The organism is Lactobacillus amylolyticus (assembly GCF_003999355.1).
Lineage (GTDB): Bacteria > Bacillota > Bacilli > Lactobacillales > Lactobacillaceae > Lactobacillus > Lactobacillus amylolyticus.
Genome location: NZ_CP031835.1, coordinates 995235 through 1009285 on the forward strand (window position 1 = coordinate 995235; position 14051 = coordinate 1009285).

General features: G+C 37.9%; 15 protein-coding genes, 1 tRNA gene and 1 pseudogene. 3 read left to right on the plus strand and 14 right to left on the minus strand.

The genetic code is table 11. From position 1 onward, the window contains the following. Positions 1 to 22: 22 nt before the first annotated feature. Genes galU through map form a run of 3 tightly spaced genes read right to left on the minus strand, consistent with a single transcriptional unit; the run spans position 23 to position 2687 of the window. Positions 23 to 916, minus strand: a complete 894-nt coding sequence (gene galU, locus D0Z64_RS05035) for a UTP--glucose-1-phosphate uridylyltransferase GalU (protein WP_127345702.1) — start codon at positions 914 to 916, stop codon at positions 23 to 25. Between the two features lie 16 nt (positions 917 to 932). Then, a complete protein-coding gene (locus D0Z64_RS05040) occupies positions 933 to 1850 on the minus strand; it encodes a YihY/virulence factor BrkB family protein (RefSeq protein WP_127345703.1) in 918 nt (305 codons plus the stop codon). Between the two features lie 9 nt (positions 1851 to 1859). After that, complete coding sequence (gene map, locus D0Z64_RS05045; RefSeq protein ID WP_006352681.1) at positions 1860 to 2687, minus strand: type I methionyl aminopeptidase; 828 nt, start codon at positions 2685 to 2687, stop codon at positions 1860 to 1862. Between the two features lie 134 nt (positions 2688 to 2821). On the opposite strand from map, the gene D0Z64_RS05050 reads away from it, so the two are divergent. Together D0Z64_RS05050 and D0Z64_RS05055 are read left to right on the plus strand one after the other, a co-directional pair. Continuing rightward, complete coding sequence (locus D0Z64_RS05050; RefSeq protein WP_040457417.1) at positions 2822 to 3268, plus strand: flavodoxin; 447 nt, start codon at positions 2822 to 2824, stop codon at positions 3266 to 3268. A 4-nt stretch (positions 3269 to 3272) separates the two neighbouring features. Further along, entirely contained in the window at positions 3273 to 3806 is a 534-nt protein-coding gene (locus D0Z64_RS05055; RefSeq protein ID WP_127345833.1) for a GtrA family protein, read from the plus strand. A 21-nt stretch (positions 3807 to 3827) separates the two neighbouring features. Here D0Z64_RS05055 and wecB read toward each other — a convergent pair whose 3' ends face one another. The 6 genes from wecB to D0Z64_RS05080 form a co-directional block, all read right to left on the minus strand. After that, positions 3828 to 4970, minus strand: a complete 1143-nt coding sequence (gene wecB, locus D0Z64_RS05060; RefSeq protein WP_006352684.1) for a non-hydrolyzing UDP-N-acetylglucosamine 2-epimerase — start codon at positions 4968 to 4970, stop codon at positions 3828 to 3830. Positions 4971 to 4985: 15 nt separating this feature from the next. Then, positions 4986 to 5162 (minus strand): hypothetical protein, encoded by a 177-nt coding sequence (locus D0Z64_RS08340; RefSeq protein ID WP_006352685.1) that lies wholly within the window; start codon positions 5160 to 5162, stop codon positions 4986 to 4988. Positions 5163 to 5195: 33 nt separating this feature from the next. Next, a tRNA-Arg gene (locus tag D0Z64_RS05065) sits at positions 5196 to 5269 on the minus strand. A gap of 51 nt (positions 5270 to 5320) precedes the next feature. Next, positions 5321 to 6649: a PTS sugar transporter subunit IIC gene (locus D0Z64_RS05070; RefSeq protein ID WP_127345704.1), complete on the minus strand. Its 1329-nt coding sequence runs from the start codon at positions 6647 to 6649 to the stop codon at positions 5321 to 5323. Further along, complete coding sequence (locus D0Z64_RS05075; protein WP_127345705.1) at positions 6646 to 7860, minus strand: DEAD/DEAH box helicase; 1215 nt, start codon at positions 7858 to 7860, stop codon at positions 6646 to 6648. The genes D0Z64_RS05070 and D0Z64_RS05075 overlap by 4 nt, the downstream gene beginning before the upstream one ends. After that, positions 7860 to 8567 carry a GH25 family lysozyme gene (locus D0Z64_RS05080; protein WP_006352688.1) on the minus strand — a complete coding sequence of 236 codons (708 nt, stop codon included), beginning with the start codon at positions 8565 to 8567 and terminating at the stop codon, positions 7860 to 7862. The genes D0Z64_RS05075 and D0Z64_RS05080 overlap by 1 nt, the downstream gene beginning before the upstream one ends. Before the next feature lie 115 nt (positions 8568 to 8682). On the opposite strand from D0Z64_RS05080, the gene D0Z64_RS05085 reads away from it, so the two are divergent. Further along, a complete protein-coding gene (locus D0Z64_RS05085; RefSeq protein WP_127345706.1) occupies positions 8683 to 10005 on the plus strand; it encodes an APC family permease in 1323 nt (440 codons plus the stop codon). Positions 10006 to 10061: 56 nt separating this feature from the next. Here D0Z64_RS05085 and hpt read toward each other — a convergent pair whose 3' ends face one another. From hpt to D0Z64_RS05110, 5 genes and pseudogenes are all read right to left on the minus strand, one after another. Further along, entirely contained in the window at positions 10062 to 10622 is a 561-nt protein-coding gene (gene hpt, locus D0Z64_RS05090) for a hypoxanthine phosphoribosyltransferase (RefSeq protein ID WP_006352691.1), read from the minus strand. Between the two features lie 121 nt (positions 10623 to 10743). Further along, a complete protein-coding gene (locus D0Z64_RS05095; protein ID WP_080881604.1) occupies positions 10744 to 12084 on the minus strand; it encodes a hemolysin family protein in 1341 nt (446 codons plus the stop codon). A 72-nt stretch (positions 12085 to 12156) separates the two neighbouring features. Beyond that, positions 12157 to 12820 (minus strand): annotated as a pseudogene (locus D0Z64_RS05100) (nitroreductase). A gap of 57 nt (positions 12821 to 12877) precedes the next feature. Then, the gene (locus D0Z64_RS05105; RefSeq protein ID WP_006352695.1) at positions 12878 to 13147 is read right to left on the minus strand and encodes a hypothetical protein; all 270 of its coding nucleotides are present in this window, start codon (positions 13145 to 13147) and stop codon (positions 12878 to 12880) included. Positions 13148 to 13151: 4 nt separating this feature from the next. Beyond that, positions 13152 to 13997 (minus strand): patatin-like phospholipase family protein, encoded by an 846-nt coding sequence (locus D0Z64_RS05110; RefSeq protein ID WP_080881605.1) that lies wholly within the window; start codon positions 13995 to 13997, stop codon positions 13152 to 13154. Positions 13998 to 14051 lie beyond the last annotated feature (54 nt).

Below are 14051 nucleotides of genomic sequence, written 5' to 3' on the forward strand. Positions count from 1 at the left end.
TGAGTTTTATTAATTCTTCAAATTATTTCTTTTCAGCAGCCAATTTCTTGCCTAAATTGATAATGTATTCGCGCAATTCATCTTTTGTCCTAGGATGATGCAAACCATATTCAATTGAAGTTTCAAGGTAACCTTCCTTGTTACCAACATCATGACGCTCACCCTTAAAGACGTGAGCAAATACTCTTTGGGTTTTGTTCATAGTATCGATCGCATCAGTTAATTGGATTTCGCCGCCACGACCTGGTTTTTGATGAGCTAAAATATCAAAAATCTCTGGCGTCAGCAAATAACGGCCGATAATTGCATAATCGCTTGGCGCTTTATCCACATCTGGCTTTTCCACAAATGCTTTAACGTTGATTAAGCCTGGTTCAATTTCATCAGAAGGTTCAATGACACCATATTTAGACACTTCTTCATGCGGCACTTTCATAACGGCAATTGTTGATGCGTGGGTTTTATCATAACGATCAATCAATTGTTTGGTTAATGGTTCTTTGTCATCCATTAAGTCGTCGCCAAGCATAACAACAGCAAAAGGCTCATCCCCAACGAAGCTGCGGGCCTTTAAAATAGCATCTCCTAAGCCATTTGGATGTGGTTGCCGAGTAAAGTACAAATTAACACCCAAATCGGTAATATCTTGCGTTAACTTAAGGAGTTTATTTTTACCTGTTTTGGCTAAGTCCTGCTCAAGTTCTGGGTTGGAATCAAAATGATCCTCAATTGAACGCTTATTTTTGCCAGTTACGATTAAAATATCTTCGATACCTGATTTTTTGGCTTCCTCAACGATAAATTGAATCGTAGGCTTATCAACAATTGGCAGCATTTCTTTTGGCATTGCCTTAGTTGCTGGTAAAAAACGGGTGCCAAGACCTGCAGCTGGAATAACTGCTTTTCTAACTTTCATAAATACACACTTTCTATTATTGATGACGTTTTTGCTGAATGTAAGAAGCAATTCGACCTGATGAATATTCTAAATCACCATATTTGATTCTAGTGATTGTCGCGTTAATGCTTGTTCCAAATAAGAAAAGCAAAGAAATAATGTTCAGCCACAACATGAAAATAATAAAGGTTCCAATAATGCCATAGTTTTCCCAACTGATAGGAAAATGATGCAAATAAAAGCCAAACAAATAAGACAGTGCTGACCAGCTAAGAACCGTAAAAATTACGCCAGGCCAAATAATTCTTTTCCGCAGCTTAATATTCGGCAAAACATAATTAAGATAAGCTACCGCAACTACCATCATCAGAATGATGACCGGATAGCGATAACTAAATATCTTTTTAATCTCTCCAACTGAAATGGACATAATTGGACGCAAGAACTCCAATACTTGCTGACCAAAAATCATTACTAAAGCAATTGCCGTAAAGACAATAATCATGAGCGCCGTCAAAAGAATAGTAAATGACCTTGTCCACAAAAAATTCAGAAAGGATAATTTTAACTCAACTGCATGAACGCCATAGAGTCGGTTCATTCCAACTCTAATTGCATTTACCATGTTCGAGAAAGACCAAATGGCCAAAATAATACCGAATGAAATATATCCGGTCGAATTATTTTTCAGTAAAGTGTTAATAATTGGCATGATATATTTGGAAACCTGATCCGGAAAAATAAGGTCCAAATAGTCTGCAATTGGCTCTGTATTGATATGAAATAGTGGCAGAACATTCCCAACAATAATTATGATTGGAAAGATTGAAAACAAAATATAATAGGCAATTACAATTGAACTTTGAAAAATTTCACCTTCAGCAAGCACTGAAGACAACTTTTTATAAAAAGAACCTGCTTGCTCTCTAAAGCGCCTGACAGAAGTATTCATCCATCTACCTTAGTCATCCATCTCATCAAAATGAGGCAAGTATTTTTCATAACCATCATATGGCTTTTGCAAAGTCAAAATCTTAGGACCATCTTTGGTAATTGCAAAAGTGTGTTCAAATTGGGCAGCTTTTGAACCATCTGAAGTAGCATAGTAAACCCAATCATCATTTGGATCATCAACAGTTCTTTGATCAATATGCCAATCGCCGCCTGCTTCAACCATTGGTTCACATGTAATAGTCATGCCCTCACGCAGGCGAAGACCATGACCGGCTTTCCCCCAGTGTGGAACTTCAGGATCTTCATGAATAGATGGTTGAATGCCATGACCAACTAATTCGCGAACGTCACCATAATGATGCTCATCTTCAACAAAAGTTTGAATAGCATGGCCGATATCACCAATTCTGTTGCCAAGAACAGCTTGATCAATCCCGAGATACATTGCTTTTCTGGTAGTTTCGATCAAATCTTGATCTTCTTTTGAAATTTTGCCTACAGGATAAGTAGTACATGAATCAGTTTCATAGCCATTAAGGTTGCAAGTTACGTCAACCTTAACAATGTCGCCTTCATTTAAAATGCGATCTTTTCTTGGAGTTTGGTGTGCAACTTCATCATTAACTGAGATGCAGGTACCATATTTATAGCCTTCGAAACCTTGTTCTGAAAGACGGCCACCCTTTGATTTAACGTATTTTTGGCACCATTCTTCAATATCCCAAGTTGAAATACCTGGTTTAATTACATCACGCAAGCCTTCAAACATTGATGCAAGAAGTCGGCCGGACTTTTGCATTCCTTGCAATTCACGAACAGATTTTATCGTTATCAAAATATTCTCTCCTCATCAAAAAATAGTTATTTTTATTATAGCGTTTTTTAAAAGTTTGCTAAAGGATTACGATAATTATCAGAAATTATGTATAATAAAGGTTATATATGAGACGCATGAAAGGTAGAGTTATCATGAAAGCCAAAATTGTTTATGCCAGCCTGACTGGTAATGACGAAGATATAGCTGACATGCTTGAAGAAGATTTACAAGACTATGGCTTTGAAACAGACTCAAGCGACGTCAGTTTTGCGGATGCAAGTGAATATGAGGATGCAGATTTATGCATTTTCATTACCTACACTTACGGCGAAGGCACGATGACCGATGATTTGGCTGACTTTTACGACCAACTGAAAGATATTGATTTAAACGGCAAAGCTTTTGCGGTGATGGGTTCAGGAGACAAAACCTATGGTGAACACTTCTGTGAAAATGTTTTTGACTTCGAAAAAGCATTTAAAAAGTGCGGCGCCAAAGAAATCACAGCACCGGTAACCATTGAAAATGCTCCAGATGATGACGATATTGCGTTAATCGATCAAGCCGCAAAGGAAATGAATGAAAAACTAAATGGATAAAAATATGCAGCAAAATAAACGGGCTGTGGTTAGCGACGAAAAAAATATTCGTCATTTGGGGCAAAAGCTAATGAGACGTCATAGAAATTTATGTGTTTACATGCTTTTCGGTTTTGTCGCGGCTCTAATCAATACTGTGGCCTTCATGATCTTGCATCAGTGGTGGCACAGTGCCGTGGTGATTTCCAACACGATTGCTTTCATCGTTTCTAATTTGGCTTCTTTTTACTTTAATCAAAAAGCTGTCTTTATCAACAATGTCGACCATGAACATTCAACTTGGCATAAACTAGTAGCCTTTTTTACTTATAGAATCATTTCACTGATTCCAGATACATTGATTATGTTGGTTGGTCTTTCATGGCTCCATCTTAATGCCTTGCTTGTCAAAATTATTGATCAAATTTTAGTCGGAATTTTCAACTATCTGACGACCAGATCAGTCTTCCAAAAGCAAGAACATAAAATGATTGAACGAGCAAAAATTCGGCTGGAACAACAAAAAGAAAAACATGAACACAAAAAAAGCAATGAGTAATCAAAACTCATTGCTTTTCTTTTATTCAAAATCCTTTGGTCTTGGACCTGTCTTGTCTGAGAAGTAGTATGCAATATCATCCATGATCCGATCAGCCGCATGACCATCCCCATATGGATTCTTTGCATTGGCCATCTTGTCATAGGCATCCTTGTTTTCCAAAAGCTCAAGCATGTTCTCTCTGACTTTATCCACTTCTGTACCCACAAGTCTTAAGGTTCCGGCTTTGACTCCTTCTGGGCGCTCAGTGGTATCTCTTAAAACAAGAACGGGCTTGCCAAGGCTTGGTGCTTCTTCTTGTACACCGCCGGAATCGGTCATGATGAAGTATGAACGTTTAGCCAAATTGTGGAAATCGACCACATCCAATGGTTCAATCAAGTGAATTCTCGGGTCACCGCCAAGAACTTCGTTGGCAACTTTTTGCACTCTTGGGGATAAGTGGACTGGATAAATGATTTCCACATCATCATGGCTGTCGATAACCTGCTTTATGACTTTGAAGACGCGGCGCATTGGTTCACCCTGATTTTCGCGACGGTGCATGGTTACCAAAATCACTTTGCTCCCAGGCGTAATTTCATCCATCACAGCGTGATGATAATCTTTTTGCACAGTTTCATGAAGAGCATCGATTGCAGTATTACCGGTCACAAAAATGCCATCTGGTTTGTGATTTTCTTTTAACAAATTAGACTTAGACAATTCAGTTGGTGCAAAGTAAAGATCAGCCATGTCATCAGTCATTTGCCGGTTCATCTCTTCAGGAAACGGTGAATACTTGTTCCAAGTACGAAGTCCGGCCTCAACGTGGCCCAAAGTTGTTTGTTCATAAAAAGTGGCTAAGCTGGCAGCAAAACTTGTTGTGGTGTCGCCGTGAACTAGAACGATGTCTGGCTTTTCTTCTTGGATGACTTTAGCTAAATCATTCAAAACTTTTGAAGTAATATCCTCCAAAGTCTGGTTCTTGTGCATAATGTTAAAGTCATAGTCAGGCTTAATTTTAAAAATATCCAAAACCTGATCCAGCATTTCACGGTGCTGCGCACTAACAACCGTTACTTCATCAAAACGCTCATCTTTTTTCAGTTTTAAAACAAGCGGTGCCATTTTGATTGCTTCTGGACGCGTACCGAAAACCGTCATTACTTTTATTTTTTTCATTACGCTTTTTTTCCTTTATTTCATTGGATTAAGCATGATCACTGTCACTAAGCCCCAAACAAGAAATACACAAATTAATGCTGTGTATAACAAATATTTTCTTGTCTTTGGTGGCCGATTTTTATCCAAACCAAAAACCAGGCAAAAACAACCAATAATAATTGCGGCAGCTGCTAATAATAAATAAAGCATAAGTCTCTTTCTTATCCTAACTATTAAAAAATATGATCCTGGTGAGATTTGAACCCACGACACACGGTTTAGGAAACCGATGCTCTATCCAGCTGAGCTACAGGACCAGCACAAATTAACTTTATCATAAAATGACAGTTAATTCACTATGTAATAGATTAATATTTCCGACTAAAGAACGTCCGCGGATGATTCGTATCAGCGATTTTATCAGCAGCAAAAACAAACGGTGCCCAAATCGCCAATGCAATTAACATGTTGATTATTGCCAAGATAATTGCTCGCCAGTCATAATTGCAGGCCAAAAAGGAATTAAAAATCGGCGGCACAACCGATGGAACGGCAACTTGAACCGGATTGACCAAGCCCATAACGGTTATCCAATAAGAGAAAGCGACATTAACCAAGGGTGCCAGTATAAATGGAATAAAGTAAATTGGATTCAGAACAATGGGTAAACCAAAAACAACCGGTTCATTTATATTGAAAATTCCTGGAGCAAGTGCAACTTTGGCAATCGTGCGGTAATCACTACGTTTTGAAAATAGCAGAATCGCAATAATCAGCATCAATGTACCGCCCGTTCCGCCAAACCAGGCAAAAGAATCAAATGATCCTCTTACCCAAATAAATTTCGGAACTTGAGCATTTCGAGCAGCCGTGACATTGACATTTTGCGCAGTTAACCAAATTGAATCCAAAATTGGCGATAAAACAGCCAGACCATTTAGGCCGAAAAAGCCAAAGACTTGCACTAGCAGCGTGACAAGCATGACCACACCAAAGCCTTGACCTAATTTGACTAAAGGAATTTGAATTGCTTCCAAGAGCCAGTTGCCAAAATAAGTGCCCACAAATGTCTGAAAAAGATAATTGATTGCACCTACACCAAAGATTGCAAGAATTCCTGGAATCAAGGAATCAAATGCAGCTTGTTCAGCATGCGGCAAATTGGCCTGCAAATGAATCATGATCCGTGCTTTATAACATAATACATAAATGCCAAAGCCGAGTGAGCCGAACAAAATGGCAGTGAATATTCCCGTGGTTGAAAATTGCTCAATGCCAAAAGCTTGTTTGACCGTAACGGTTTCACCATGAAGCTTAATCTGTGCATAATTGGCAACGCTGATCATAAAACTGGACAATGAAGTAATTGCTCCAGCCAAACGATTTGCTTCAAATGTCTTTGCCAACTGATAACCCAAGGAAACCGATAAGAATAACGCAAACAAGGCAAAACTGCCGCGCCAAACGATATTGCTGATTCTGGTCAACGGCTGCATGGCAAAAGCAAAGGTATCCCAACCCAATTGTGTTCTAGCAGCATCAATCAAGCTTTTAATCAGGACCGCTACTGATCCAGCAATTGTAATCGGCATTACTGAAATAAAAGCATTCCTCAAGGCTACCAACCAACGAATTTGAGCGATTCGGTTAGCAATTGGCAACAGATTATTCTCCATCCAATAAACTAATCGATTCATTTTTTCACCTTCAAATAATGTGGATGATAACCTTTATTCTTGTTCTTTCTCTTCTTATGCTTTTTAACTTTGGCAGTGACCACTGCCGTTGCCTCTTTTTTCTTTAGTTTTGGCTTCTTTTGCGTCAAATGATAGCCCGCAAAATAAACTCGCTTAACTTCAATTTCTCCAGCCAATAGCTTTTTCAGATCACGAAAATCATGATCATCGCCTAAAGTAACAACATAGCCTTCTTTATTCATCCGACCCGTTCGTCCAGCCCGGTGAAGGTAGGTATTAACCTCACTTGGAATCTCATAGTTAATTACATAAGTTAAACCTGGAATATCCAAACCTCTCGCCGCTAAATCCGTTGCCAGCAGCAATTTGGTTTTGCCATTTGCTAAATCATGCAAGGCTTCTTCGCGACGCTGCTTGCTAAATTCATTAGCCAGCAATTCAAATTTGGTTTTGGTGTGGCCGAAAATTCCAGCAAATCGGACCATAGTTTGATTTGAATCAAAAAAGAGAATCCCCTTAAATTGATCAAGTTTGGTCATTCTTTGCAAGAATTCTATTTTATGAGCATTATCGACTTGCAAGAAGTAGTGTTTGGTTGTCGTCTTTTGCTCTGGACGCACATCAATTAGTAAAAAGCGGCGGGCAAAAACATCTTCGGCATCCTGCGTTATTTCGGAATCAGTTGCGCCAAACAGCAAAATCTGTGCCTCACTTGCAAGATTCTGCCCTAATGAACTAAGCAATTCCATCTTAGTAAATTCCAATATGTCATCAGCCTCATCGATAACCAATGACTTAATCTGGGCTACTTTTATGCGTCCGCTAGAAAAGAAGTCAAAAAAACGTCCTGGAGTGGCAACAACTACCTCTGGATGCTTTTTCTTCAGTTTATCTTCTTGACGCCCGCGATTACCAGCACCTACCAAGGACACTCCGCTTAAGCCTAGGGCATGCAAATAAGGATTAATTGCATGTCTGATTTGAACGGCTAATTCAGTAGTCGGCGCAATAATTACAGCGCTATTTGCTTCGCCCTTTTTGATTCTTTCCAAAACCGGCAACGCATAAGCTAATGTTTTACCAGTTCCTGTTTTAGCCAGGCAAACACAGCTGGCACCATTCAAAATGGCGTCATAGCTTTCTTTTTGAATTAAGGTTGGTGTTTCTTTATGTTCTTTTGCGAGAACTGCTTTAATTTTTTCTTGATACATTATTGTGTTAATTGTCCATATTTCTGTTTATATTGAGTAACCGAACCGTTATAAGAAAACATCGTTACTCCCTTTTCCAAGCCACTAACATCCTTGACTCGACCATTAGTAGTATAACGCCAAAATGCATATTTCATTTTATTTGGCTGCTTGCTGCCAGACGTGATAAATTGCGTTTTTGCCGGGAAAAATTTTGCATAATGATAATCGACCGCTACAATCACTTTCTTACCTGATTGCATTAATTTTTCTGCAAGCTGCCCCATTTTGCTTAGGTAGCTGCTCTTTGTACTGGCAACAGCCGGAATAAGCATAATTGGCAAACTGCCAGAATTATTGCCGACTTTTTTAACAAAATATTGATACTGCTGCTGAGGTGTTGACTGATTGCTAAAGTAAATCTCCGTGCCAAAAGCCAGCTTCGTTCCTTGAATCTGATCACGATAGGACAGATAGTTATCATCAAAATAAGATTGTCCTTGTGTGCCGCGCAAATAAACAAAAGAAATTCCGTTTGCCTGCAATTTATGCAAATCAATGTAATCAAAATCCTGCGTCAATTCTACGCCGATGACACTGGTATTCGAATTGCTGGGCAAGGTTGTTTGCCGGCGAAAATTAAGAAAACCGATGAAAAGACCTGCCACTGCTAAAACAAGCAACGTTAAAATCAACGGCAAAGTAAATTTATGATGAAACCTCTTCATCGCTTTTTCCTCCCTAACTAACTATTTTAACCAATCTTTTCTTCTATACCAAGCCCTTAATATTTTGTATAATAAAAAGAGTTTGATTTATGTTCTTTTCTGAAAGGTTGATACAATGAAAAGACAGATTTCCTTCACCCAGGCTCTGGCGACCGTAGTCGGATCAGTCATTGGTGCTGGAGTTTTTTTCAAAATAGGTACAATTACGGCCCAGACAGGCAGTACTTCAATGACCTTGTTTGTCTGGATATTAGCCGGAGTAATTTCAATTGCTTCCGGCTTAACCGTTTCTGAAATTGCGGCCAGTTTGAAAGTCAACGGGGCAATTAAATATTTAGACTATACATATGGCAGAGTGTGGGGCTTTCTCTTCGGTTGGGCACAAATGATCGTCTACTTTCCCGCCCAAATCGGAGCCTTAAGTTCTATCTTTGGCGTTCAATTTGTTTCTTTGTTTGGCATCTCCAATAAATTTTCCAATCTAATTGCGATTTTACTGGTTCTATTCTTATTTGGAATTAACCTAATTGGAACGAAAGTTTCCAGTAAAATGCAATCAGTAATTACGGTATTAAAAATTATTCCAATTGTTTTAATCATTATCTGGGGAATTTTCAATCAAAATCGAATCAATATTCAAATTTTGCCACTTACAGTTGGTGCCGGCAAATCAATGGCTGGTGGCCTAAGTCAAGGTCTTCTTTCAGCACTTTTTGCCTTTGAAGGCTGGATTGTAGTTACTAATCTCGCCAACGAAGTAAAGAATCCTGAAAAGGACCTTTCAAGAGCCATTATTGCTGGATTGTCCATTATCACTTTGATCTACGTACTGATCAATTATACCTTTTTGACTGTTCTGCCAATTCATCAATTAGTCAATAACAACAACGCTGCTTTTGAAGCATCGAGTAAATTATTTGGTCAATTTGGCGGCAAATTGGTAACTGTCGGCATTTTGATTTCGGTCTATGGTGCAGTTAACGCCTTTATGCTAACAGGGATGAGAACGCCGTATATTCTTGCTCAGGACAATTTGCTCCCTTATTCTAATAAGATTGGTAAAACTAATATCCATACTGGTGTACCAATTATTGGCGCCGTAATCGTCAATTTGATTGCAATCATTATGATTTTGCTAGGCAACTTTAATGTTCTAACTGACATGCTGGTCTTTGTCATGTGGACCTTCAATACAATGCTTTCAATTGCAGTTCTTGTTTTGCGCAAGCGGGAACCTGAATTAAAGAGACCATTCTCGGTTCCTTGGTATCCATTGATTCCACTAATTTCAATTATCGGTGGTGTTTTCATTGTTGTTTCCACAATTATCAACCAATTCATTCTTTCAATGATTGGAATTGGCTTAACCTTGCTAGGAATGCCAATTTATTATTACAAGCAAAAACAAAATAAGGCCAACAATAATTTAAAGAATTAATTTTTGTAAAAAAACCTTGCCGCTTTTGGGCAAGGTTTTTTATTTACCTTTTTTAATTACTTGGCATATTTATCAATAATTTCTGGCTTTAATACACCGATATAAGGAATATTACGATACATGTTTAAAAAGTCTAAACCGTAGCCAACAACAAATTCGTTGCCAACTTTTGAACCATAATAATCGACTGTGACGTCAGTTGTTCTGCGAGCGTCCTTATTCAAAAGAGCACAGCACTTAACGCTCTTAGCTCCGCGACCCTTAATTAGGTCCCTCATAAACTTCAACGTTAAGCCAGTATCAACAATATCTTCGATAATCAACACATCGCGATCTTTGACATCGGCACTAAGATCTGTCACTACTTTAATTTTTCCAGTAGATTCAAAACCATTGCCATAACTGGAAACATCAAGGAAATCTAATTGATGGGCAACATCCATTTGCCGGGTAACATCAGTTAAGAAATAAATTGCGCCTTTTAAAGCACCAACAACCAATGGTTTTTTGCCAGCATAATCTTCAGTTAATTGCTTGCCCAAGCGGACGCACATTTCATGAATGTCATCTTCAGTGAATAACTTATGATCAATAATTTGATTAATATTATCTGCCATTTTGTTTAAATATTCCTTTACTAATAATCATTAATAAATACTCGATAAAAGTGATTATAACATCTTTATATAAAAAAGCGCTAGTCTCAGCGCTTTCTCTTAACCTTTTTAAAAATTATGCTTATTCTTGATCAGCATTTTTTTCACTTTCAGGTTTAACAATAAACCATCTCATAAAACCTTGCTCAATACTATCAAGTTTGAAATTGTAACCTTCAATTGTGATGGAATCACCCTTTTTAAGATCAGGATAATGTTCCATCATATAACCACCAATAGTAATAATATCGCTATCTTGAAAGCTCTTCAAATTAGTATGGAAGTAGCGTTCAAAATCATACAGGGTAGTTTTACCAGAAACGTGAACATTGCCTTCTTTATCCTTAATGATGTAATCATCAGAAACATCATCAATTTCATCTTTAACGGAACCAAAGAGCTCTTCATAAATATCTTTATCAGTTACAATTCCGCTCGTACCACCGTATTCATCAACTACCAAAACAATTGGTGTATGTTTTTGAATCATCAAATGCAAAATATCTTGAATTGGCATTGATTCAGGTACAGTAATAATTGTCCGAATAATTCTGGTTACAGGGACGTTGTTGTCCACTTGGTTTTGCTGAACTATGTCATAAGCATAAACATAACCAACGACGTCGTCTTTATCATTATCACGAACAACTGGAAAACGACTGAATCCTTCATCCAAATACATTTTAAGGGCTTGTTTAATTGTGTCAGTTGAATCAAGAACCGTTAAGCGTGTCCGGTCAGTCATAATGTCCTTTGCAACTTTATCATTAAGCTCAAAGGCACGTTCCATGTAAGTTAAATCATATTTATCAAGTGATCCGCCATGAACGGCATTTTGCGATAACTTAATAATTTCAGACTGTGAATAAATTTCGTTTTCTTCGTCAGCCGGCTGGAATCCCATTAACTTTAATAGTCCATTGGAACTCTTGTTTAAAAGCCAAACAAACGGATAAACCAAGGTATGGAACCATTGCAGCGGCGTAATGATACCCATTAAAATTTTGACCGGCATATCAATTGCAATATTCTTAGGCACGATTTCGGTAACGACAACTTCCAAGTAAGTTAACAAAATCAAAGCTAAAATAGTACTGACTGATTTTACCAATGAAAGATTCATTGGCGTCAACTTAAATAGTTTTTCAAGAATGGCAGCAATTGTATCACCCGAGAACCAACCTAAAATAGCACCAACTAAAGTAGTACCAACCTGGGTAGTTGACAAATACTCATTCAGATTGCGAACCATATGCAATCCCCGTTTTACTTTTTTCTTGTTGCCCTGACCATTACTAAGCATATCTTCAAGTTGACTGGCACGAGTCTGCACTAACGCAAATTCGGCAGCAACGAAAAAGGAAGCAAAGATAAAAATAATCAGTGTTGCAATCAAATTTTTAATTATTTCAGGATCACTCAAAATTTTGTCACCTTTTTAATAAGAATTTATAAAATCTTCCGTTTACTTTCATTCTACCATTCTTATAAAAACTTATTTACTCAACTTATAAATCCTTTCAAATGGTACTCTGTCTGGGTAGAACTTTGGATCATTTACTTCTGCACCATTGTCGCGATAGCCAAGTGCAAGTGCAATTGCCATTCCGACCATTTCATTTTCAGAAATGCCGGCATATTTGCGAACCAGGTCAGGATAAGAAACCAATGAGTGCGCGGGCATTACTGAAATACCGTTATTAATTGCTGAAAGCATCAAGCTTTGTGCAAAGATTCCCAAGTCAAAAACAGACCAAGCTGGGGAAATCTTAGGAATGGTCAAAAATGCAATTGCTGGTGCATTAAACATTTCCTTATTTGCTTCATTAAACAAATTAAGCTTATTTCTAAAAAAAGTATGTCTGCGAAGCACCCATTGTTGCCATGTTGCGACTTGGAAAAGTATCCCAATCAAGCGAAAGCATTGATGCAAAGTCTTCGCTTGGCTCTTTGCCAGAATCAGCGTTTTCCATTTGTGCCTGCTTTAACTTAGCTAAACTGTCACCCGTTACCATGTAGACGTGCCATGGTTGAGAATTAAGCAAGGATGGTGAATGCTGCGCATCTTTAACAATTTTAGCCAGCAATCTTTCATTTACTTTCCGGTTAGTAAATTTACGGGTTACTCTTTCCTTTTTAAAAACTTCATCAAAATCCATTTAGAAGGCCCTCCTTATTTCTTAGTTTAAATTATATTAAAACCAGAATAATTTTTCTTACTTTTGCTCTTCTTTCTTTGCTTTTTTTTCGGCCTCTCGCTTTTTAATTGCTTCTCGCATCGCCAAGTCATTCTTGTGAACAGTATTAAGAGCCGTTATTGTCAATTCTAAACCACCAATACAAATTAATATTAGACCTAATGGAAACAAAAAGAAGAAATGCGGATTATTTTTTAATGGCGCAACAATTCCCCAACAGAGAATTCCTGCAATCATAATTACAATTCCTATAACAACACTTTTGGTACTTGGTCTATATCTTTTCATAAAATCACTCTTTCAAATATTTCTTTAAGGCTGTTACCTGCTTCTGCCCTTCATTAATTCCAATCTGGTAAATGCGCTTTAATTCATCCTTATTAGTCTCAACCGTACCAATTTCAAGCGGATATGGCGGACGAATCACAAAAATCTTCTTTTCCTTTTCTTGCCGTTCAATTTCATCAAGACAGCGATTATAATCTTGTGATCGTGTTTTTATTTTCTTTAAAATGGCTGGATATTGCCGTAAAACCATTTTCTCAATTGGCCACAATTTATCTTTGCCTTTGCGATATTCTCTAGGCTGAGTAGTTATCACGACGTTTAAATCATAATGCTTTTCTGCAAAGGTCAATGGTATTGAGTCGGAAACCCCACCATCAAAATAGTAATGTCCTTTAATGGCGACAGGATGTGCAAAAAATGGAATAGAAGCCGAAGCTCTAACCCATTCAAGGTCCGTATAACTGCCATCCCTTAAAAGATGATAGTCAGCTTCACCAGTCTCAACATCAGTGGATACGCTCCAAAATTCCATTGGATTTTCTCTAAAAGTTTTTTTATCAAACGGATCGTACTCTTCAGGAATCAAATGGTAGCAAAAATTTGCCGCATATAAATTGCCCGATTGAAACCAAGACTTCCAACTGGCATAACGTGGATTGCCAGCAAAACGTAAATTATAACGCAATACTCGTCCAGGCTGTTTAGATTTCAGATTAACACCAAAAGCCGTACCAGCTGATACGCCAACTGCTCCGTCAAAAGTTACATTGTTTTTCATCAAGACATCAAGAACGCCAGCGGTAAACATTCCACGCATTGCACCGCCTTCAAGAACTAGTCCCTTTTTCACCTGAACACCTCCATATTTACTCTACTTATTATTTTATAACAAAAAAGTCCCGAC